The 20152-nt window shown below is 36.7% G+C and carries 16 protein-coding genes; 6 read left to right on the forward strand and 10 right to left on the reverse strand.

From position 1 onward, the window contains the following. Window positions 1-5: 5 nt before the first annotated feature. The 5 genes from ULVI_RS09755 to ULVI_RS09775 all read right to left on the reverse strand — a co-directional run bounded on the left by ULVI_RS09755 (window position 6) and on the right by ULVI_RS09775 (window position 7275). A complete protein-coding gene (locus ULVI_RS09755) occupies window positions 6-695 on the reverse strand; it encodes an LOG family protein (protein WP_068592257.1) in 690 nt (229 codons plus the stop codon). Window positions 696-780: 85 nt separating this feature from the next. After that, the gene (gene uvrA / locus ULVI_RS09760) at window positions 781-3612 is read right to left on the reverse strand and encodes an excinuclease ABC subunit UvrA (RefSeq protein WP_068592259.1); all 2832 of its coding nucleotides are present in this window, start codon (window positions 3610-3612) and stop codon (window positions 781-783) included. 101 nt (window positions 3613-3713) lie between these two features. After that, entirely contained in the window at window positions 3714-4742 is a 1029-nt protein-coding gene (locus ULVI_RS09765; RefSeq protein WP_068592261.1) for a hypothetical protein, read from the reverse strand. A gap of 212 nt (window positions 4743-4954) precedes the next feature. Then, a complete protein-coding gene (gene ggt, locus ULVI_RS09770) occupies window positions 4955-6694 on the reverse strand; it encodes a gamma-glutamyltransferase (protein ID WP_068592263.1) in 1740 nt (579 codons plus the stop codon). After that, window positions 6691-7275, reverse strand: a complete 585-nt coding sequence (locus tag ULVI_RS09775) for an acyl carrier protein phosphodiesterase (RefSeq protein ID WP_068592265.1) — start codon at window positions 7273-7275, stop codon at window positions 6691-6693. The genes ggt and ULVI_RS09775 overlap by 4 nt, the downstream gene beginning before the upstream one ends. Before the next feature lie 70 nt (window positions 7276-7345). Between ULVI_RS09775 and glmM the strand changes: the two genes are divergently transcribed. Further along, complete coding sequence (glmM, locus tag ULVI_RS09780; protein WP_068592267.1) at window positions 7346-8734, forward strand: phosphoglucosamine mutase; 1389 nt, start codon at window positions 7346-7348, stop codon at window positions 8732-8734. Window positions 8735-8768: 34 nt separating this feature from the next. On the opposite strand, the gene ULVI_RS09785 is transcribed toward glmM, so the two are convergent. The 3 genes from ULVI_RS09785 to ULVI_RS09795 all read right to left on the reverse strand — a co-directional run bounded on the left by ULVI_RS09785 (window position 8769) and on the right by ULVI_RS09795 (window position 11927). Then, window positions 8769-10610, reverse strand: a complete 1842-nt coding sequence (locus tag ULVI_RS09785; RefSeq protein WP_068592270.1) for a Xaa-Pro dipeptidyl-peptidase — start codon at window positions 10608-10610, stop codon at window positions 8769-8771. Window positions 10611-10783: 173 nt separating this feature from the next. After that, the gene (locus ULVI_RS09790; protein WP_068592272.1) at window positions 10784-11422 is read right to left on the reverse strand and encodes a hypothetical protein; all 639 of its coding nucleotides are present in this window, start codon (window positions 11420-11422) and stop codon (window positions 10784-10786) included. A 10-nt stretch (window positions 11423-11432) separates the two neighbouring features. Beyond that, window positions 11433-11927, reverse strand: coding sequence for an RNA polymerase sigma factor (locus ULVI_RS09795; protein WP_068592274.1), 495 nt, complete (start codon window positions 11925-11927; stop codon window positions 11433-11435). Window positions 11928-12051: 124 nt separating this feature from the next. Between ULVI_RS09795 and ULVI_RS09800 the strand changes: the two genes are divergently transcribed. Further along, window positions 12052-13326, forward strand: a complete 1275-nt coding sequence (locus ULVI_RS09800) for an NAD(P)/FAD-dependent oxidoreductase (RefSeq protein WP_068592276.1) — start codon at window positions 12052-12054, stop codon at window positions 13324-13326. A 200-nt stretch (window positions 13327-13526) separates the two neighbouring features. On the opposite strand, the gene ULVI_RS09805 is transcribed toward ULVI_RS09800, so the two are convergent. Together ULVI_RS09805 and ULVI_RS09810 are read right to left on the reverse strand one after the other, a co-directional pair. Beyond that, window positions 13527-14648 (reverse strand): adenylate/guanylate cyclase domain-containing protein, encoded by a 1122-nt coding sequence (locus tag ULVI_RS09805; protein WP_082830836.1) that lies wholly within the window; start codon window positions 14646-14648, stop codon window positions 13527-13529. Continuing rightward, window positions 14648-15244, reverse strand: a complete 597-nt coding sequence (locus ULVI_RS09810; protein ID WP_068592278.1) for a YdeI/OmpD-associated family protein — start codon at window positions 15242-15244, stop codon at window positions 14648-14650. Before ULVI_RS09810 ends, ULVI_RS09805 begins: the two co-directional genes overlap by 1 nt. A gap of 175 nt (window positions 15245-15419) precedes the next feature. On the opposite strand from ULVI_RS09810, the gene ULVI_RS09815 reads away from it, so the two are divergent. The 4 genes from ULVI_RS09815 (at window position 15420) to ULVI_RS09830 (ending at window position 20146) form a co-directional block, all read left to right on the forward strand. Beyond that, window positions 15420-17594, forward strand: a complete 2175-nt coding sequence (locus ULVI_RS09815; protein ID WP_068592280.1) for a TonB-dependent receptor — start codon at window positions 15420-15422, stop codon at window positions 17592-17594. Between the two features lie 137 nt (window positions 17595-17731). Next, on the forward strand, window positions 17732-18148 hold the full coding sequence (locus tag ULVI_RS09820; protein ID WP_068592282.1) for a DUF2141 domain-containing protein: 417 nt from the start codon (window positions 17732-17734) through the stop codon (window positions 18146-18148). 40 nt (window positions 18149-18188) lie between these two features. Further along, on the forward strand, window positions 18189-18818 hold the full coding sequence (locus tag ULVI_RS09825) for a tetratricopeptide repeat protein (protein ID WP_068592284.1): 630 nt from the start codon (window positions 18189-18191) through the stop codon (window positions 18816-18818). Beyond that, window positions 18818-20146: a 2TM domain-containing protein gene (locus tag ULVI_RS09830; RefSeq protein WP_068592286.1), complete on the forward strand. Its 1329-nt coding sequence runs from the start codon at window positions 18818-18820 to the stop codon at window positions 20144-20146. The genes ULVI_RS09825 and ULVI_RS09830 overlap by 1 nt, the downstream gene beginning before the upstream one ends. Window positions 20147-20152 lie beyond the last annotated feature (6 nt).

Below are 20152 nucleotides of genomic sequence, written 5' to 3' on the forward strand. Positions count from 1 at the left end.
CTTTTTTAAAAGTTTGGACTGTGATTATATTCGTCGTAAAAATCATTTAAAATTTCAAGAACTTCATCTTCATTATCAACCACGTGAACCAAATCCAAATCTTCGGGGCTTACATTGTTATTCATTTCAAGCAGTGTGCTTTTAATCCAATCCATGAGCCCTTTCCAAAATTCTCTTCCCACTAGGATTAACGGGAATTTATCGATCTTGTGTGTTTGTATTAATGTGAAAGCTTCAAAAAATTCGTCTAATGTTCCAAATCCACCAGGCATCACTACAAAACCTTGTGAGTACTTCACAAACATCACCTTTCTAACAAAGAAATAATCAAAATCGATACTCTTGTCACTATCTATATAGGGATTATCATGCTGTTCGAAGGGTAGTGTAATATTTAATCCAACCGAAGTTCCTCCAGCAAGATGTGCTCCTTTATTACCCGCTTCCATAATACCGGGACCACCGCCAGTAATAACGCCATATCCGTTTTCGGTAATTTTTTTCGCAATACTTTCTGCTAATTTGTAATATTTATTATCTGGTTTGGTACGTGCTGACCCGAAGATAGAAACACAGGGACCAATTCGGCTCATTTTCTCATATCCATTTACAAATTCCCCCATGATCTTAAAGATCGCCCAAGAGTCGTTTGTTTTTACTTGATTCCAGTTTTTTGGTGTAAGCTCATTTCTCATGTGTACAATTCAAAAGTTTAATAGTTTAAAAGCTAAGTTTCCTAAAATGGTTTTACAGTTTAGGATTAGAATTAGCGGCAATTGGCTAAAGTAATTCTTTTTTAAGGAAGCGTGCCGTGTAGCTTTTTTTGTTTTTAATGATTTCCTCTGGGGTTCCTACAGCCATTACTTTTCCTCCTTTTTTTCCACCTTCGGGACCAATATCTATAATGTGATCAACGGTTTTAATTACGTCGAGATTGTGTTCAATAATAAGTACTGTATTTCCTTTGGCTACCAGTTTATTAAGCACAAGCATGAGTACGCGAATGTCTTCGAAATGAAGTCCCGTAGTGGGTTCATCAAGAATATAAAATGTATTTCCAGTGTCTCTTTTAGATAGTTCGGTCGCTAATTTTATGCGCTGTGCTTCTCCACCAGAGAGGGTTGTAGATTGTTGTCCTAAGGTAATATAACCCAGTCCTACATCACGAATAGTTTTTAATTTTCGGAAGATCTTCGGAATAGATTCAAAGAAATCACATGCCTCGTCGATAGTCATTTCTAATACATCGTAGATCGAATTCCCTTTGTAGCGAATCTCTAGTGTTTCTCGGTTAAAGCGTTTTCCTTGGCAGGTTTCACATTCTACGTATACATCGGGAAGAAAGTTCATTTCGATCACTCGCAAACCACCACCTTTACACGTTTCGCATCGTCCCCCAGTTACGTTAAAACTAAATCGTCCTGGTTTATAACCGCGAATAAGTGCTTCTGGTATTTTAGCAAACAAGCTACGTATTTCTGAAAAAACACCTGTATACGTTGCAGGGTTCGAACGGGGTGTTCTTCCAATGGGTGACTGATTGATATCGATTACTTTATCAAGATGTTCTAACCCTTCGATCTTTTTATAAGGCATGGGTTTTTTTACACCATTGAAAAAATGTGCATTTAGAATAGGGTAGAGGGTCTCGTTGATTAAAGTAGATTTCCCACTTCCTGAAACTCCAGTGACCCCAATCATTTTTCCTAAAGGAAGGTCGATCGATACATTTTTAAGGTTGTTTCCAGTAGCGCCTTTTAGCGATAATACCTTCCCATTTCCTTCTCTTCGTTGCTTCGGAATTTCAATCTCTCGGGTTCCATTTAAATAATCTGCGGTAAGAGTATTATGCTTTTTTATTTCTGAAGGCGTTCCTTCTGAAACGATTTCGCCACCGTGTCTACCTGCCGCCGGACCAATATCGAAAATGTAGTCGGCATGTTCGATCATGTCTTTATCGTGTTCTACCACAATGACCGAATTTCCAATATCTCGTAACTGCACCAGTGATTGAATTAATTTTTCATTATCCCGTTGATGCAAACCAATACTGGGTTCGTCTAAGATATAAAGAACTCCAACAAGCTGCGAACCTATTTGAGTGGCCAACCGAATGCGTTGTGCTTCTCCTCCCGAAAGAGATTTCGAACTGCGGTCGAGTGCGAGATAGGTAAGTCCTACATCCACGAGAAATTGCAATCTACTTTTAACTTCTTTAATTATTTCTGAAGCGATCTTCAATTGGGTGTCGCTTAATTCTTTTTCTAATTTCTGAAACCAAGCCGCTAGTTCTACCACATCCATATGTGCGAGTTCGGCGATGTTTTTTCCGTTTACTTTAAAGTAAAGTGATTCTTTCCGAAGGCGACTTCCACCACATTCTGGACATGAGACCTTATCCATGTATTCTTTTGCCCATCGTTGCAGCGATTTAGATTCATTGGCTTCAAACGTGTTTTGAAGAAACGTCGCGACGCCTTCAAAATCGATGTTATAATTTCGAGTAATGCCTAACGTTTTCGACTCAACTTCAAATTTTTCTTTTCCTCCAGAAAAGATCATTTCTTTTGCTGCTTTTGGAAGAGTAGAAAATGGATCACTTAGTTTAAAATCGAATCGATCAGCGATTAACTGTAATTGTTTAAAGACCCAGTTGTTTTTTTGAGGTCCGTGTGGTGCTAAGGCTCCTTGTTTAATAGAAAGAGTAGGGTCGGGAACGAGTTTATCTAGGTTTACTTCGTAGAGGGTTCCCAGTCCTTTGCAATTGGGGCACATTCCCTTTGGAGAGTTGAATGAGAAGTTATTAGGTTCGGGGTTTGGATACGAAATTCCACTCGATGGACACATAAGTGATCGACTAAAATAACGTGTTTCATCAGTATCATTGTCCAGAACCATGAGTACATCATTACCGTGATACATGGCGGTATTAATAGTTTCGGTAAGTCGCTTATCGCTATCGATCTCCTGTGCTATTTTTAAGCGGTCGATGACGATCTCGATATCGTGATTTTTATAACGATCTACCTTCATACCTTTTGTAAGGTCTTTTACTTCTCCATCTATGCGAACTTTTAGAAACCCTTGTTTTGCTATTTGTTCAAATAATTCGCGATAGTGTCCTTTTCTAGAACGAATTACAGGAGCCAAAATACTTACTTTTTTTCCGTCGAAGTCGGATAATATAAGCTGTTTAATTTGCTCATCGCTATAACTTACCATTTTGTCTCCCGTATTGTAACTATAAGCATCGCTTGCACGTGCGAAAAACAATCGGAGGAAATCGTAAATTTCGGTAATGGTCCCTACGGTAGACCGTGGACTTTTGCTGGTTGTTTTTTGTTCGATTGCAATGACAGGGGAGAGGCCTTCAATTTTATCAACGTCGGGACGTTCTAGACTTCCTAAGAATTGTCGTGCATAAGCAGAGAACGTTTCTATATAACGACGCTGCCCTTCGGCGTATATGGTATCGAATGCCAGCGAAGATTTTCCACTGCCAGAAAGACCCGTTATTACAACCAGTTTTTCTCTTGGTATTTTTACATCAATGTCCTTTAAATTATGAACGCGAGCGCCCAAAACTTCAATAAAACCTTCATTTTCTGCCATAGTTTGCAAAGGTACTCATTTGGAATGAAAATTTAGAAGAGATGTCATTGTGTAAAGAAGGATTTAACTAATTTTATTTTAGCGAGGCAACATGTTCTGTGTTATGGATCTACCTCTTCAAAAATAAATTGGAAAAATGTAGTACTTAGAAAGAAAACAGTACTAATTATAAATGAAATACTAAGAATTAATACTTGTACTGGAACGTTAAAGAGAAGATACACTAGAGGGAGAATTATTCCCATACACGTTATTATTACAAAGAGAATATTTAAATACAAAACAGAAACAGGCAGTTTTGCTTTGTTCTTTAATCGTTCGGATAAAAGATTAGGTATTATTTTTTTAGTAGCATATTCTCCAAGTTTCGATAAAAACAGTTCGTTAAATGAAGAATCCTCAAAAACTTGAGGGTCCATTTTACTGGCGAGCTGTATCATTTTATCTTGTTTGTCTTCAGAAATACCTTCAATATCAAGAGACTCTTTATAGAGTGCATATTTGTAACCAAAAAAATACCATAATCCCGAACCACATTTATGGGTGTGCCATTTTTCGACCAATTTTGGTTTGTAATTTTTAGGGTATATTGTAATGCTTGGAGTTGCTTTTTGAAGAGAGTTTGTAAATAATAGAGATTTTAGTTCAAGGTATAGGTTTTCGGTATCTCCATAGTGATGATCCTCTTGAAGGAATTCGATCGCTTGTTTCGATTTTCCTTTATAGAAATCTTTTACATCAAAATAAGTGAGTCCTTCAAATTCGTCATCAATATAACTTTTTAGCCCCGGCAACCATAACTTAGATTCTAATAAAATAGTGACAATTTTTCTAAAATCATGCATTTTTTGAATCACTATATTGTAAGAACCACTAGAATCATCTACCCGATTTCTCCATTTAGACATTGTTTTTACAACATAAAAATAGATGAGTAATAGTAATACAATGGAGATCGCTATAAAAATATAAAGTAATCCTTCTAATTGTTTTTCAAATTCTAAACTTACCGTTGCCTTTTGATGAAACACGAATAATAATATTCCAAAAAGACCCAAGCTAAATACGAATGGAATTAGAATATAGAGTTGTTTATGATTTGATCTATTTGGCATTAATAGGTTGTTCATCTCTTAAAATGAAGCTGAAAATTTTTAAAATTTAGTTAGACTGAAAATAAAAATACTACTAAAATTTTTCTGAATTTTTAATTAAAGTAGACTTTAAAGATATTTTAACGAGTCTAATATTATGATAATTTCTTACAAAAAGTAGTATTTATCTTACAATTCGTTGTTGTGGCGAATTGATTCGATAAACGGTGCTTTTAAATGTGGTTATTTTAAAAACCCTTAGCAGTATCATCGCCTCTAGGATCGGCTCCGCCTTCTAATTTTCCATTGGAAAGTCTTAAAATTGCATCTACCTTTCCTATAACAGGAGCAGAACTTACGTCTGTTGTATAGTTTAATTTTTCGAGTTCGCTCAAGGTCTCTTCAGAGAATCCATTAGGTTCAAATTGGATCACGTCGGGTAGCCATTGATGATGAAAACGGGGTTGATTTACGGCCTCTTGCATATGCATGTCGTATTCGTATACATTTAAAATGGTTTGAAGTACAGAGGTAATAATGGTAGATCCGCCAGGAGTTCCTAAGCTCATCCAAAATTCATCGTTTTTTTCAACAATAGTTGGTGTCATGGAGCTGAGCATTCTTTTTTGTGGAGCGATAGCATTTGCTTCTCCTCCAATTAAGCCAAACATATTGGGTTCTCCAGGTTTTGCACTAAAATCATCCATTTCGTTATTGAGAAAAAAACCAAGTTCTTTTACATATAATTTCGATCCGAAAGCTGCATTTAATGTTGTTGTTACAGCAATAGCATTTCCTAATGAGTCGACAATAGAGTAATGCGTGGTTTCAGTACTTTCATTTTTATACGCTTCGAACCCTTCAATAGAGCCATGCTTTATTTTGGAAGAAGCTGTAGCATTATTAAAACTAAAATTTTGCATTTGTCTGGCAGCGTACGTTTCAGAAAGTAAAGAGTCAACGGGTATTTCTACAAAATCTGGATCTCCCAAATAGTAACTTCTATCTGCATAGGCTCTTCGTTCTGCTTCTGTAAGTAGTTGTATTGCTTTCGTACTGTTGTGTCCGTATTCTTTTAAGGGATAAGGCTCGATCATTTTAAAGATTTCACCTAAGCAAATTCCACCACTTGAAGGAGGTGCCATGGAAATTATTTTTAACTCCTTATAATTAAAAACGATGGGGTCACGCCACTCTGCTTCATAAGCGTGTAAGTCTTCAATAGTGATAATTCCATTTTTCTTTTTAATAAATTCAACAAGTTGTTGTCCTGTTTTTCCACCGTAAAATTCCGCATGTCCGTTTTCAGAAATTCGTTGTAACGTAGCAGCTAATGCTTTGTTTATAAGGGTGTCGCCAGCTTTGTGTTGTTTAGTAAATATGGAGGTTTCTCCATTAACTTCAAGAAAAATATCTGCATAAAAGTTAAAACGTTCTGCCTGTTGTTCTGTTATAATATATCCTTGGTTCGCAAGATCGATAACAGGTTGTAAAATTTCTTCAATAGGGAGACTTCCTAGTTTTTCATGAACCGCAAAAATACCTGCAATGGTCCCTGGCACTCCCACGGCAAGAGCTCCTGTTTTACTTTTTTCAGAAATAAAAGTTCCATTTTCGTCGAGATACATATCTTTTGTTGCTTGTAATGGGGCTTTTTCTCTATAATCGATAGTTCCTAATTCACCGTATTGGGTTCTATATACAATAAAACCACCACCACCCAAGTTTCCAGCATACGGATAAGTTACAGCCAGGGCCATTTCGGTAGCAATCATAGCATCGAAGGCATTACCTCCTTTTTTCATTATATCTGAACCAATTTTCGAGGCTTCCATTCTGGCTGAAACAACCATAGCATTTTTTGTAATGACCCCTATTTTAGGGAGTGGTGTTTCAGTTTTATTTTTTTCTTTTGTCGCGCTTGTATTGGTTTGTTTGCAAGAGGCGATTAGAAACGACAGTAAAAGATAGAGGAGGAGTCGATTCATAATTCTTTAAGTTTGTTTTTAGAATATGTAATAAGTTCGGCAAAAAAATCGGTAAATTCCTTTTCGAAGTCGGTGTAAAATTCTTCCAGTTCGGCAACGGCTAAATTCATTTTTGAGATGCCTTTTGTTCGAATGTTCATTTGTGCTAAAATTCTACTAATTCCTGGAATAGTAGCATAACTATGTAACCAATTATCGGCAATCATATGTGGCATTATACGTTGAATACGCGTGGGGAGAATTTCAAAATTAGAATGAAGCATTTTGTAAAATGTATCCACATATATAGCAAGTGGTTGCTCATGATAAAGATTCCAATTTTTTGCTAAAAAATGATCGTATAAAATATCTACGATTACCCCACTATAATGTCCGTAATTTTCGTGCAATCGAGCAGTACTTTGACGTACAATAGGGTGTGCATCTGTGTAGCTGTCTATAGCGCGGTGTAGTAAAATACCTTGTTGAATTTTTGGAGGATATTTTAAGTACTTTTTTCCTTTAATTCCATCAGCGATAAAGTTACCAATAGTAATACTTTCGTCCTCATTAGAAAGGTATATGTGTGCTAGATAATTCATTCCGCACAATTTACGAAATAGCATCGAAGAAAAATAGCTGAAAAAAGTATCTTTGCACAAAATTCATTTCATGACATTAATAAAATCTATTTCGGGAATACGAGGAACCATTGGCGGCGCTCAAGGTGAAAACTTAACGCCGATTGATGCGGTAAAATATGCAGCAGCCTATGGTAGTTGGGTTAAAAATCAACTGGATAAAGAACATTATAAAGTAGTAGTTGGACGTGATGCACGGATATCAGGACACATGGTGCAACAATTAGTAATGCAAACCTTAGTGGGTATGGGGATTCATGTGATCGACCTCGGATTGTCTACAACTCCCACCGTAGAAGTGGCAGTTACAATGGAGCATGCAGATGGAGGTATTATACTTACAGCGAGCCATAACCCTAAACAGTGGAATGCATTAAAGTTACTTAACAACAAAGGAGAGTTTTTAAATGCAGCTGCCGGACAGGAAATTCTGGATATTGCGGAACAAGGCACGATACAATTTTCTGAAGTAGACGATCTAGGAGAGATCTCTATAAATGATGCGTATATAGACCTTCATATAGATGAAATATTAGATTTACCTTTAGTAAATACCGAAGCGATTAAGCATGCTGGATTTAAAGTAGTTGTTGACGCTGTGAATTCTACTGGAGGTATCGCAGTTCCATTATTGCTAGAAGCTTTAGGGGTGACACCAGTGAAATTATATTGTGATCCTACAGGAGAATTTCCACATAACCCTGAGCCTCTAAAAGAACATTTAGGAGATCTTATGGAACTAGTTAAAACCGAAAACGCTGATTTTGGTATTGTGGTCGATCCCGACGTAGACCGCCTTGCTTTTGTAGATGAAAAGGGGAATATGTTTGGAGAAGAATACACACTCGTAGCAGTTGCAGATTATATTTTACAGCATAAAAAAGGCAATACGGTATCTAACATGTCCTCATCGCGTGCATTACGTGACGTGACCGAAAAGCATGGAGGAACCTATACTGCAAGTGCTGTTGGAGAAGTTAATGTGGTCGAAAAAATGAAAGAAACACATGCCGTAATTGGAGGAGAAGGCAACGGCGGAATTATCTATCCTGAATTGCACTACGGAAGAGATAGCTTGGTGGGAATTGCTTTATTTTTAAGTCATTTAGCTGAAGAAAAAGTCTCGGTTAGCGCACTTCGGAAAAGATATACCTCGTATTTTATGAGTAAGAAAAAGATTCAACTTACTCCGCAATTAGATGTCGATGCACTTCTGAAGGCAATGGAAGTGAAATATGCTTCAGAACAAATAAATACTATCGATGGTGTAAAAATAGATTTTGCTGAAAACTGGGTACATCTTCGAAAATCCAATACAGAACCCATTATTCGAATCTATACGGAAGCTAAATCACAGGAAGAAGCAGATGTGCTGGCAGACAGAATTATTTCAGAAATAAAAGAAATAGCAGGAATTTAGTGTGAATGAAAAAGATATAATGAAGAAACCCTCATTAGTCATTAGTCATTGCTTTTAAATATGCTGTTTCCCCACCAACAATTGGAAGGGTAATTGTGGTTGCATCTAAATCTATAGTTAGTTGTGTTCCAGGTTTTGGTAGTAGGGTAAATTCTTTATCACTCGAAAAAATCATGAGTGCTAGTTGCTGTCCTTTAGGAATAATCTGATCATCGGGCATGAGGTCGAAGTTCACTTCATAAAATTGCTTAGGAACCAACGGACTACTATCTGTTAATGAGTTATGATTTTGTGGATCTGCCCATCCACGGGTAATAATATTATCGGTGATTTTTGCATCTTTTGCATCATTCCAAGGAAGAGATACTAACCAAACCGATAGATTGGCAGCTGGTTTACTACTCGACATAGTGATAGATACTTTTGGTACTCCCGAGATATGTAAAGCTTCTTTTAATACAGGGGTGGTATATACCAATCGATGTTTACTAGTTTCAGCAGTAACTAATTCTTGTCCAGAAATAGTGGCATTATCTGTGAAATTTTCGGTCTCTTTCTTTTTTGTATTTTTAATGCTTAATGTTCCTTGTTTCGGTGCTCCTGAAGACAAATGTAATGTTACAGGGTTCGAATTAGGGTTTGGGTATTCAGCATAGGCGGTAGGCTTGTCTCTAGAGTCATTTTCGCGAACAATCCATGCGTGTGCATCGTTTTCTACTCCATTTTCTATTCCATGCAGATATCTTGTAAACCAACGATTCATTAATTTCATAGGAGGCGGTCCGCCATGTCCATTTTGATGGTAATAAATCTGTGAGGGAATTCCTTGCTCTTTTGCTGCTTTATAAATTCGATAGCTGTGCTCTGGCATTACATTCCAGTCATTAAACCCATGTGACATTAGCAATGCTGCCTTCATAGGTTTCATATCATTCAGATAATCACGTCCAGCCCAGAAATCGTTGTAATCTCCGGTAACCCGGTCCATCCCGTTTTTCATTTCGGTATCACGTACGGTTTGATTGTTATAAGCTCGTTTCGCTTCATCACCACTGTGAATAAAGTCATACAGTACATCGATATCTTCACCTAAATAGCCTCCAGGAGAACGTACGAGTCCGTTAGATCTGTAATAATGATAATAGGAAGTATTTGGTGCAATTGGAATGATGGCTTCTAAACCTTCAACTCCAGTTGTGGCAGCTGCTAATGGAATGGTTCCGTTATAAGAAGTACCTGTCATTCCTACTTTTCCAGTAGACCAAAACGCTTCTACTTTTTCGTGGCTGTCTGGTTCGGTGTATCCTGCAGCGCGGCCGTTCAGCCAGTCGATCACCGCTTTTGGAGCCAAAGATTCATTATCACCTCCTACTGTAGGTGCTCCTTGTGAGAGTCCGGTACCTGGTGATGAAGAGTGAACAACAACATATCCTCTTGGAACCCATTTATTAATATGTGAATTTGAGATTATAGGACGCTTTCCCATTCGTTTAACTTCGGGATGAACACGCTCTTTAGCAGTCGCTCCTAATTCATGATTCACATCCCAAAAAAGACCTTCAACGTTAGGGGCAACTCCGGCAAAATAGGGACTTGACACATAAATTATTGGGAGTTTAAGACCATCGGTGTCGGTTTGTTTCGGTCTTGTAACACTCACATGCATTCTGTCTGGCTTGTTATCACCGTCGGTATCGAATTCGGTTTCTACCCACAAGTCGTGTCGAATCCATTGGGATGCATCTTCAAAAGCAGTAACTATTTGTGCTTCTCCATCTTCAAAAATAGGCGCAGCTTGAGTAGTGCTTTGCGCATATAGATTGGGTGTTGCAATAAGAAAAATTACAAGCGACAAAAAGGATAACATCTTTTTCATAATACTGTATTTTAAGTAAAAAGGTTTCAGTAGTAACGTTGCCTTTCAGAAAAAAAAAAGGCAATCAAGTGTATAAAAGTAGAGAAACTAAATGGATATGTACACTTCATTCATTACACCAAAAGATTTACTTCCGAAGAAAGAATCTATACATAACGTATCATTAAATTTAATTAAGCTTCTATTTTTTTTAGTTCCTTATAATTTCGGTTTAGACGTTTCAGTAAGGTTCCATAGATCAGCCAATAGAATAGCATTAATAATCCAAGAAATGCAAGCCCTACAATCAGCTGTGTTATAATGAAATATGTTTGAAATTTCTCTTCAGAAAGTGCTTGTTCTCCTAGATCGACCACTTCGTACAAATGATGCATGTTGAAATAGAAAAATAGATTGACAGCAATGGTTGAAAGTACAAACATGCCAATATTGTAATATACAAAATAGCGAACTGTTTTTCGTGTTCTTAAAATATTCGCCATTAATTCACCAATAGTATCGGTCACACGAATGCGTTTGTAGTTTTTATAAAAATAGAAGATGAAAATAGCGACTACTACATAATGCACTAAATTTACGTAGATCGAAATTTTATGCAATCCCATTTCAACTAAGATTTTATGTTGAGAATCTGGGATGAAAAATAAAATAGCAATCCAAAATAGCATTTCAGCAATACCAATAAAAAAGATCCACTTTACAATAGAAGACGATTTTTTTAATAGCATGCTATAAATAGCTGCGTACGACAATTTGGGTAACTCTTGCTCCCTTTTCTGCCATTCTTTTTTTAATACCTCTAATTGATCCATAGGAGGAGGGTTAGGGATTTAATACTTTTCGTAATTTTTCTTTAATTCGATTCATTTTTACTCGGGCATTCACTTCGGTAATACCGAGCGTTTCTGAAATCTCTCTATAATTCTTATCTTCTAGATACAAAAACACTAATGCTTTATCGATATCGTTAAGATCTTTTACTGCACTGTACATTAGCTTTAACTGTTCTTCGATCGTGTCATCATAATCTTCCGAAGAAATTTTAAAACTAATTTTTTCGTAATCTTGTGTTTGTATCTGTCGTTTTGACTTTCTATATAGCGTTATAGCTGTATTTAATGCTACGCGATACATCCAAGTACTAAATTTCGCATCCCCTCTAAATTTTGGAAACGCGCGCCATAACTGTATGGTGATTTCCTGAAACAGATCGTTATGTGCATCGCGGCTGTTTGTATACAGTCTGCAGATCTTATGTACGATGTTCTGGTTGGCCTCTAGCTGGGTTACAAAACTATGTTCAAGGTCTTCGTTCAAGGATGGATTGTTAGTTGTACGATTAGTAGAAAACTTTTTAGGTTTGTTACAAATTTGCTAAAAATAAGATAATTTAAGTGCTTTTTGCCTTGTAAATAGTACCTTTATAACACACAATAAGCGTATGAATATTCCCAAATCGAATGCTCCTAGAATCATTGTAATTGGTGGTGGTTTTGGAGGGGTTTCTCTCATAAAGAAACTTCAGAAATTAGAGGTGCAAGTAGTACTATTTGATCGCCATAATTACCATACATTTCAACCCTTATTGTATCAAGTCTCTACTGCAGGACTAGAACCAGATTCGATTGCGTATCCGCTTCGGAAAATTTTCAGAAAAAATAAAGATTTTCATTTTCGCTTGGCTGAAGTTGAACGGGTAGATACAAATGTAAAAGAAATTTATACTTCCATCGGAAACCTTACGTACGACTATCTTGTTATTGCCACAGGAACTAAAACTAATTACTTCGGAAACCAAGCGATAGAGACTAACAGTATGCCGATGAAAACAGTTCCGCAGGCATTAAATATTAGAAGTTTAATGCTTCAGAACATTGAAGAAGCAGATATAACGAGCGACCCAGAAAAACGGAAGCGATTGCTAAATTTTGTAGTTGCGGGAGCGGGACCCACAGGGGTTGAATTAGCAGGTGCATTGGCAGAGTTTCGAAAAGGAATTCTAGAACATGATTATCCCGAACTAGAGGAGGAAGAAATGAAAGTGCATTTAATTGAAGGTGCCGATAGAGTTCTGCCTCCAATGAGTGAAACTGCCTCTAAAAAAGCAGCGAAGTTTTTAGAAAACTTGGGAGTACAACTTCATTTAAAAACCTTTATTACCGATTATGATGGAAGTATTGTAACGACCAAAGATGGAACCACTTTCGAAACCGAAACGTTTATTTGGGCGGCAGGAGTTACCGGAGCACCCATTGGTGGAATCGATGGAAATTCTCTTATCGAAAAGGCCAATCGATATAAAGTGGATCGTACCAATAAAATTGAAGGTCTTGAAGCTGTTTACGCCATAGGCGATATCGCTCTTATGGAAACAGAAAACTTTCCGAAGGGACACCCACAAGTAGCACAGCCTGCCATTCAACAAGGAAGCCATTTAGGGAAGAATTTTAAAAAGATACTGGAAGGGAAAACACCAAAGCCTTTTGTGTATTTAGATAAGGGAAGTATGGCAACCGTAGGAAGAAATAAAGCAGTAGTCGACTTTAAAAAAATGCACTTTGCAGGTGCCTTTGCTTGGTTTCTATGGATGTTTGTGCATTTATGGTTTTTGGTTGGTTTTAGAAACAGAGTGATCACATTCTTCAACTGGACCTACAGCTACATTAATTACGATCGTGCTGCACGCTTAATAATTCGTCCGTTTACAAAAAAGTAATTTCCCTAATTAGGAGCAGCCATCACAAAACCCAGATATATCGTTTTCTAGACACGCTACCTTACCACATTCGAGGCATCTAAAATGGATATGGTTATGGGAATTGGCAAAAGATATTTTTGCAGCACCTACTAATTTAAGATATTAGTTTATAAAATAATTAAAATTAATCTGCATAAACTCCAACCTAATTAAAAATTTTAGGCTTGATTTCGTGTGTACGTGACAAGCTCCATTTCTTCAGCCTTACCTTTTAATTTCTCTTTTCCAACGGGATGTTTTACGACTCGTTTTGGAAGTTTATAAGATAAATCTCCAAATTCTTTTGAGGCTAAAATCTCAACTCCAAGTTCATTACAAAGCGATTGAATTCTCGAAGTGGTATTCAATACATCTCCCGAAAAAGCGATATCCCTTTTAATCTGTCCAATTTCACCTACCATGACATTTCCATAATGATAACCAGCTTTAAAGACAGGAGCTACACCGTATTTTTTAATATACTTAGGAGATTTGTATGCAATAAGTCGTTTCATACTGTAGAAACATTGTAAGGCATTACCGTGTTTTAAACCGTGCTTCATTTTCCAAGAAAGCACTACTTCATCACCTACGTATTGGTAAACTTCAGCACGTGTTTGAACAATTGCTGGAGCGATGTCCCTAAAGAAATCCTTCAGAAAATTAAAATATTTTTCTTCGCCAAGTTCTTCTGCAATTGTTGTAGCGTCTTTTATGTCTGCGAACATAAAAATACGACGTTCATTTTTAGGCATAAAATAACGCCCCATAAGATAATCGGGGAATACCCCTGGCCCGTACTTATCGTTTACCATTAGAACAATTAACGTAACAATTACTATAAGTAACCAAAGAATAAAATTTTTAAGAAATAGCCACGTAGTAAAAAAGTATCCTACTGCTTGAAGTACTTCAGGGTCATAAAAAGGCAAGCCAAGTGCATCACTTTTAAAATAAAGCATCCCAATAAAACTAATTAATATAGCAGTAGTTATATATGCAATGGTAATATATAGCAATGCTTTCCAAAAAGCATGTTTTCGCAGCCAACGCTCCATAAGGTTTACCGTAAATATCCCACCAATGAGCCCAGCAAGTACGGCAACAATCATATTTGCTGTAAACGAAGACTCAAAATCAAAAGCAGAAGTAAGTCCGCCATTGCTTTTTAAAGTGAAGAATTCATAGAAAAATAATACATTCGAGATTAGTACCCATGCAAAAAGGATCCAAAAGGCTCTTTTACTATAGAACCAAATTTGGCGTTCGTTGTATCGTTTAAATTTTGGTTTTTTTGCCATTAACAATTTTTATATTTATCGTGTAAGCCAACACCTTGAAGAATCATCGGCTTTATTTTTTCCAACCGATTTTGTTTGGTCGCTTCACGCTTAGCAGAATTAATATGTTCTGCATAATCTTTTTGCTTTCCAAGTGATAACGCTTTAAAAGAAGTTTCTAATTTCTTGTCCAGTTTAAACACGTCTTTTAATAATTGTGGTAGTACTACCTCTTTTGTACGTACAGGCTTGTATTCTTTTCCTTCACGTGCATTTTTAATGGTTTCGTTTATGTATTTCAAGACTAATGAGGTGTCGATAACGTCTTCTTGATGAAATCGCCATTGCCTAAGTGCTTTAGTCTTCTCCTCCTGTGCATTTAAAAGCTGGTTTTCTTTATCCTTTAAAAAAACTCCTTGATGAAACCAAATGCCCATGTGGTTTTTAAAAGCACCCAACCCTATAAGAATTTTTCCATTTAATGTATAAGCTGGCGCTCCCCATTTCACTTCTTCTTTTAGGTCGGTTGAGGTAAGCAGAGTTCGCAGCTTTTGTAATTTATCTTTCCAAGTAAGATGCTTTTCTAGATACTCTTCAATTTTTTCTGCGTCGGTCATATAGAAACATTTTAATACTTCAAGATAGGGGTTTTTAAAAGGTTGCGCAATTAAAGAAATGTTATAATTATAGAGCGCTAGATAACAATTGAGTAGGCTAATTTAACAACTGAGGGTTTTTTCTTCGGAAAGGATCTACCATCTCTTCATCTTTGAAGTGAACAAAAATACGACCATGAAATCACTCACCACACTTTTACGCTCTAAACTATTCTTTCTTTTTTTAATTATCATATCAGAAACAATCACGGCACAAAACATTATCTCGGGTATCGTAACACAAAAAAATGGGGCTCCCATTGCTGGAGCAAACGTGTATCTGGAAGGAACATACGATGGAACTTCTACTGCCTCCAACGGATCATTCGTTTTTGAAACTTCTGAAAATGGTGTACAAACACTAACCGTGTCTTTTGTTTCTTTCGAACCTTTTCTAATGGCTGCCGATGTATCGCACCTTACAAACTTAACTATTGTATTACGAGATGATGTAAATTCACTAGACACTGTAGTGCTCTCTGCGGGAACTTTTGAAGCCAGTGACAACAGTAAGGTTTCGGTGTTGAAGCCTTTAGACGTTGTTACCACGGCTGGCGCTGTTGGAGATTTTATTGGAGCTTTACAAACCTTGCCAGGAACCAGTACTGTTTCGGAGGATGGAAGACTTTTTGTACGGGGAGGAGATGCATTAGAAACGCAGATCTTTATCGATGGCATTCGTGTATTTACACCGTATACCCCTAGCACCAATAACATTCCTTCGCGCGGACGGTACAGTCCTTTTTTGTTTGATGGTATCACTTTTTCAACCGGAGGATATTCTGCTGAATATGGGCAAGCATTATCATCGGTCCTTTTACTAAACACGATCGATGAACCCGATCAAGAAAAGACTGAAGTATCAATTATGAGTGTAGGGGCAGGGATCGGAAATACGCAGAAGTGGGATAAAAGTTCATTAAGCGTTAATGCCTCTTATATTAACTTAGCTCCTTATAACGAAGTGTTTTCAGATCGCAACCAATGGCACAAACCATTCGAAACGCTTTCGGGTGAGACTGTATTCCGAAAAAAATTCGACAACGGACTTTTAAAAATTTACAATGCCTTCGATACCACAAATTTCGAACTTACGCAGCAAGATATTAATACACCAGAAGGAGTCCGCTTTCAGTTAAAAAACACCAATTTTTATAGCAACGCCAGTTATACAGGAAGCCTTTCAGATTCGTGGAAACTGATGGGTGGTGCTAGTTATACCTATTCTAAAAGTAAATTCGATATTGAGGAGCAAGCAATTAAAGATGTAGAAAATTCGGCTCATTTAAAATTAAAACTTCGGAAGCGTTTCAGTAACCGCATAAAGCTTCAGTTGGGAGGAGAACAATTTATAACCAAATTCAATGAAAATTTTAATGGTCCAGATGTGACTGAAGGGTATGGAGTTCAGAATAATATTTCGGTACTTTTTTCAGAAGCAGATTTTATTTTTTCTAAAAAGTTTGCAAGTAAAGTAGGAGTTCGGGCTGAATATAGTGCTTTGTTCGATGCGGTGACAATAGCTCCAAGAATTTCATTAGCTTACAAAACAGGAAGAGACAGTCAAGTGTCTTTGGCATACGGGGATTTTTACCAACAACCCGATATGGGAGTGCTTAAATTTGAAAGTGATCTACAAGCCCAAAACACGAAACATTTTATTGCGAACTATCAATATGTAGCGAATAATAGAATTTTTAGAGCCGAAGCATATCGAAAAGAATATAATGATCTTGTACGTTTTGACACACCAACCGAAACTTTTAACAGCAACTATACAAATGGAGGAGACGGTTATGCTCAAGGAATCGACTTTTTTTGGCGTGATAACCAAAGTTTAAAAGAGATTGATTATTGGATTAGTTATTCGTTTCTAGATTCGCAACGACAGTATCGTAATTATCCTATAAAAGCGACACCTTCGTTTGCCAATACGCATAATGTTTCTGTAGTAGCAAAATACTGGATCGAAGACTGGAAAAGTCAAGTAGGATTCAGTTACCAGTATGGAAGTGGTCGCACGTATACAAATCCCAATCAACTAGGATTTCTTCAAGAGAGAACAAAAGGATATAACAGTTTGAGCTTAAATTGGGCATACCTTATTTCTCAGCAACAGATATTGTATGCCTCGGTAAACAATGTACTCGGATTTAAAAACATAAACGGGTATCAATATGCTGACACACCAAATACAACTGGTGATTTTGCTAGACAAACGCTTCGTCCAGCTGCCGACCAGTTCTTTTTTGTTGGCTTTTTCTGGACCATTAGTGAGGATAGAAGTGACAATCAGTTAGATAACTTATAATTGATGCTATTTCTTTCCGAAGAAAAAATCACTTATTTACAATTCAGTCAAGAAATAATACAGTTCAGAAAGAACTTTTTAAATAAACCTTACTTCTCCACGATATTTGACTGGTAATAAATATTAAACTTTTAATCATGCAAACAGTACTCACATATTTAGCTTTATTACTTACCACTTGGTTTTTAGGAGCGCAAAATTCGGTAGCAGTTACAATTACAGGATTCGACTCTAATAACGGAAATGTAAAAATTGGGTTGTATAATTCGGAAGATAGTTTTCTTAAAAGTCCATTTAAAGCGGCTACTAAGCCTGTAGTCGGTGAGAAAGTACAAATAACTTTTACTAATATCCCTGAAGGTGTATATGCAATTTCTGTTTTTCATGATGAAGATGCAGATCATATTTTCGATATGTATTTGGGGTTATTACCTGCGGAAGATTATGGCACATCAAACAATGCTTTTAACCCTTTTGGACCTCCTCAATGGAAGAATGCTGTTTTCGAAGTGGGTACAGGAGACGTTGTACAACAAGAAATAAGAATTAGATAAATACACGAACAATAGTATTATAAACGAATAATTAAACACTATGAGAACACTCTTCATTTTAGCAACATTTCTTTTTTCGGTTTCAGGAATAAGTCAAACAAAGTATGAACAAGGAATGCAAAAGGCTTTCGATCTTTGGAAAAATGAAAAGCCTATGGAAGCGGCAAATCTTTTTGAGCGTATCGCACAAGCAGAAACCGATAATTGGTTGCCGCTTTATTATGTAGCAAAAATTAATATAATTTATAGCTTTGGGGAGAAGGATGCTACTAAATTTAGTGCACAACTAGAAAAGGCACGAGATTTTATAAATGATGCCACGGCGATCTCGAAAGACAATCCAGAAATTCTTATTTTAGATGCGTTGTGGTATACAGCATGGATTGCATATGATGGTCAAAAATATGGGATGACATATTCGGGGAAAGTGACATCGTTGTATGAAAAGGCGATACAGTTAGCTCCTAAAAATCCACGCGTTGTACTAGGAAAGGCAGAATGGGAAATGGAAGCTGCACAATATTTTGGAAAACCAATTACTCCCTATTGTAAAGATGTTGCCCGTGCCCTTTCCCTTTTTGCTACCTTTAAACCAGAAAGCGATTTCCATCCTAATGACGGTGAAGGTCGTGCCAAAGAATTACTAAATAACAGTTGTAGAAAAAAATAATGAACTTATTAAAAGAATTTGGAAAAGCATTTTTTATAGGGGTACTTATTTTTATAGTGGTATCACTTATCGAGTATGCAAATGGATTTAATGTTTTAAATGCGGGGAATCTCTGGGAGCGTTTTTTATACAACCAATTATTTTCTGTAGGGTTGTATATGGCAAATATGGGCTGGTTCTACTATACCATTAAAAAGTATCAACAGGATTTATTTAAAACGAAACCTTTGTTACGAGGTATAGCAGGTGCCATAGTAATTACCCTGCTCACGATTCTTCTAATTCGCTTTATTGCAGCGGTTGTGTTCTCAGGGATAGCATTTTCTGATTTTGTTTTAAATGAACGCCCCATAGAATACATTATTTCTTTCGTAATTGCGATGGTCGTAATCACTATTTTTTATGCGGTGTATTACTATCGTTACAAGCAAGAACGGAAAGTTAAAGAACAAAAGTTTATTGCTGGAGCAGCGTCGGCTCAATTCGATGCCTTGAAAAATCAGTTAGATCCACATTTTTTGTTTAACAGCTTGAATGTACTTACCAGCTTAATAGAAGAAAACCCGAAAGCTGCTACAAAGTTTACCACCTCCTTGTCTAAAGTATATAGATATGTTCTAGAACAAAAGAATAAAGAGCTTGTTACCGTGACAGAAGAGTTAAAGTTTGCAAAACTGTATATGGCACTTATCGAAATGCGTTTTGAAGATAGTATTGTTTTTACAATGCCCGAGGTACTTCTAAACCCTGAAGCGAAAGTAGTGCCGTTATCGCTTCAGTTATTGCTAGAAAACGCGGTAAAACACAATCAAGTGATGCCCTCTAAAAAATTGCACATAACCATTTCCGAAGAAAAAGGAAATCTTGTTATTACTAATACGATGCAACCTAAAGAGGTGATTAAAAAAAGTACAGGTGTAGGACTGAGAAATATTGTGCAGCGCTATCAATTATTAACAAAATTACCCGTTTCGATACAACAGGATGAAAAAACATTTCGTGTAGCAATCCCAATGTTGACTAAAGAAATAACAATTATGAATACACAAGAAACGTATATATCTAATAAAAAATATGCCACCGCTAAAGAGCGCGTAGAAAAGTTAAAAGGATTTTATATTCATTTAACCATTTATTTACTCTTTGTGCCAGTGTTTATATGGCTAAATTATATTTCTAGAGCAGGTTTTCCTTGGGCTGCTTTTCCTATTTTGGGTTGGGGCTTCGGAGTATTGGGGCATGCTTCAGACACTTTTAATTATAATCCTTTCTTCGGAAAAAACTGGGAACAACGCAAAATAAAAGAACTCATGAATAAAGACCAATAACAGTTC

The sequence above is a fragment of the Cochleicola gelatinilyticus genome, from assembly GCF_001637325.1.
GTDB lineage: Bacteria > Bacteroidota > Bacteroidia > Flavobacteriales > Flavobacteriaceae > Cochleicola > Cochleicola gelatinilyticus.

Excerpts from the sequence above, each read along its gene's own strand:
- glmM (WP_068592267.1), top strand. The coding sequence starts at position 7,346 with ATGACATTAATAAAATCTATTTCGGGAATACGAGGAACCATTGGCGGC.
- uvrA (WP_068592259.1), bottom strand. The coding sequence starts at position 3,612 with ATGGCAGAAAATGAAGGTTTTATTGAAGTTTTGGGCGCTCGCGTTCAT.
- ULVI_RS09810 (WP_068592278.1), bottom strand. The coding sequence starts at position 15,244 with ATGACCGACGCAGAAAAAATTGAAGAGTATCTAGAAAAGCATCTTACT.
- ULVI_RS09790 (WP_068592272.1), bottom strand. The coding sequence starts at position 11,422 with ATGGATCAATTAGAGGTATTAAAAAAAGAATGGCAGAAAAGGGAGCAA.
- ULVI_RS09775 (WP_068592265.1), bottom strand. The coding sequence starts at position 7,275 with ATGAATTATCTAGCACACATATACCTTTCTAATGAGGACGAAAGTATT.
- ggt (WP_068592263.1), bottom strand. The coding sequence starts at position 6,694 with ATGAATCGACTCCTCCTCTATCTTTTACTGTCGTTTCTAATCGCCTCT.
- ULVI_RS09820 (WP_068592282.1), top strand. The coding sequence starts at position 17,732 with ATGCAAACAGTACTCACATATTTAGCTTTATTACTTACCACTTGGTTT.
- ULVI_RS09830 (WP_068592286.1), top strand. The coding sequence starts at position 18,818 with ATGAACTTATTAAAAGAATTTGGAAAAGCATTTTTTATAGGGGTACTT.
- ULVI_RS09825 (WP_068592284.1), top strand. The coding sequence starts at position 18,189 with ATGAGAACACTCTTCATTTTAGCAACATTTCTTTTTTCGGTTTCAGGA.
- ULVI_RS09800 (WP_068592276.1), top strand. The coding sequence starts at position 12,052 with ATGAATATTCCCAAATCGAATGCTCCTAGAATCATTGTAATTGGTGGT.
- ULVI_RS09765 (WP_068592261.1), bottom strand. The coding sequence starts at position 4,742 with ATGAACAACCTATTAATGCCAAATAGATCAAATCATAAACAACTCTAT.
- ULVI_RS09805 (WP_082830836.1), bottom strand. The coding sequence starts at position 14,648 with ATGGCAAAAAAACCAAAATTTAAACGATACAACGAACGCCAAATTTGG.
- ULVI_RS09755 (WP_068592257.1), bottom strand. The coding sequence starts at position 695 with ATGAGAAATGAGCTTACACCAAAAAACTGGAATCAAGTAAAAACAAAC.
- ULVI_RS09785 (WP_068592270.1), bottom strand. The coding sequence starts at position 10,610 with ATGAAAAAGATGTTATCCTTTTTGTCGCTTGTAATTTTTCTTATTGCA.
- ULVI_RS09815 (WP_068592280.1), top strand. The coding sequence starts at position 15,420 with ATGAAATCACTCACCACACTTTTACGCTCTAAACTATTCTTTCTTTTT.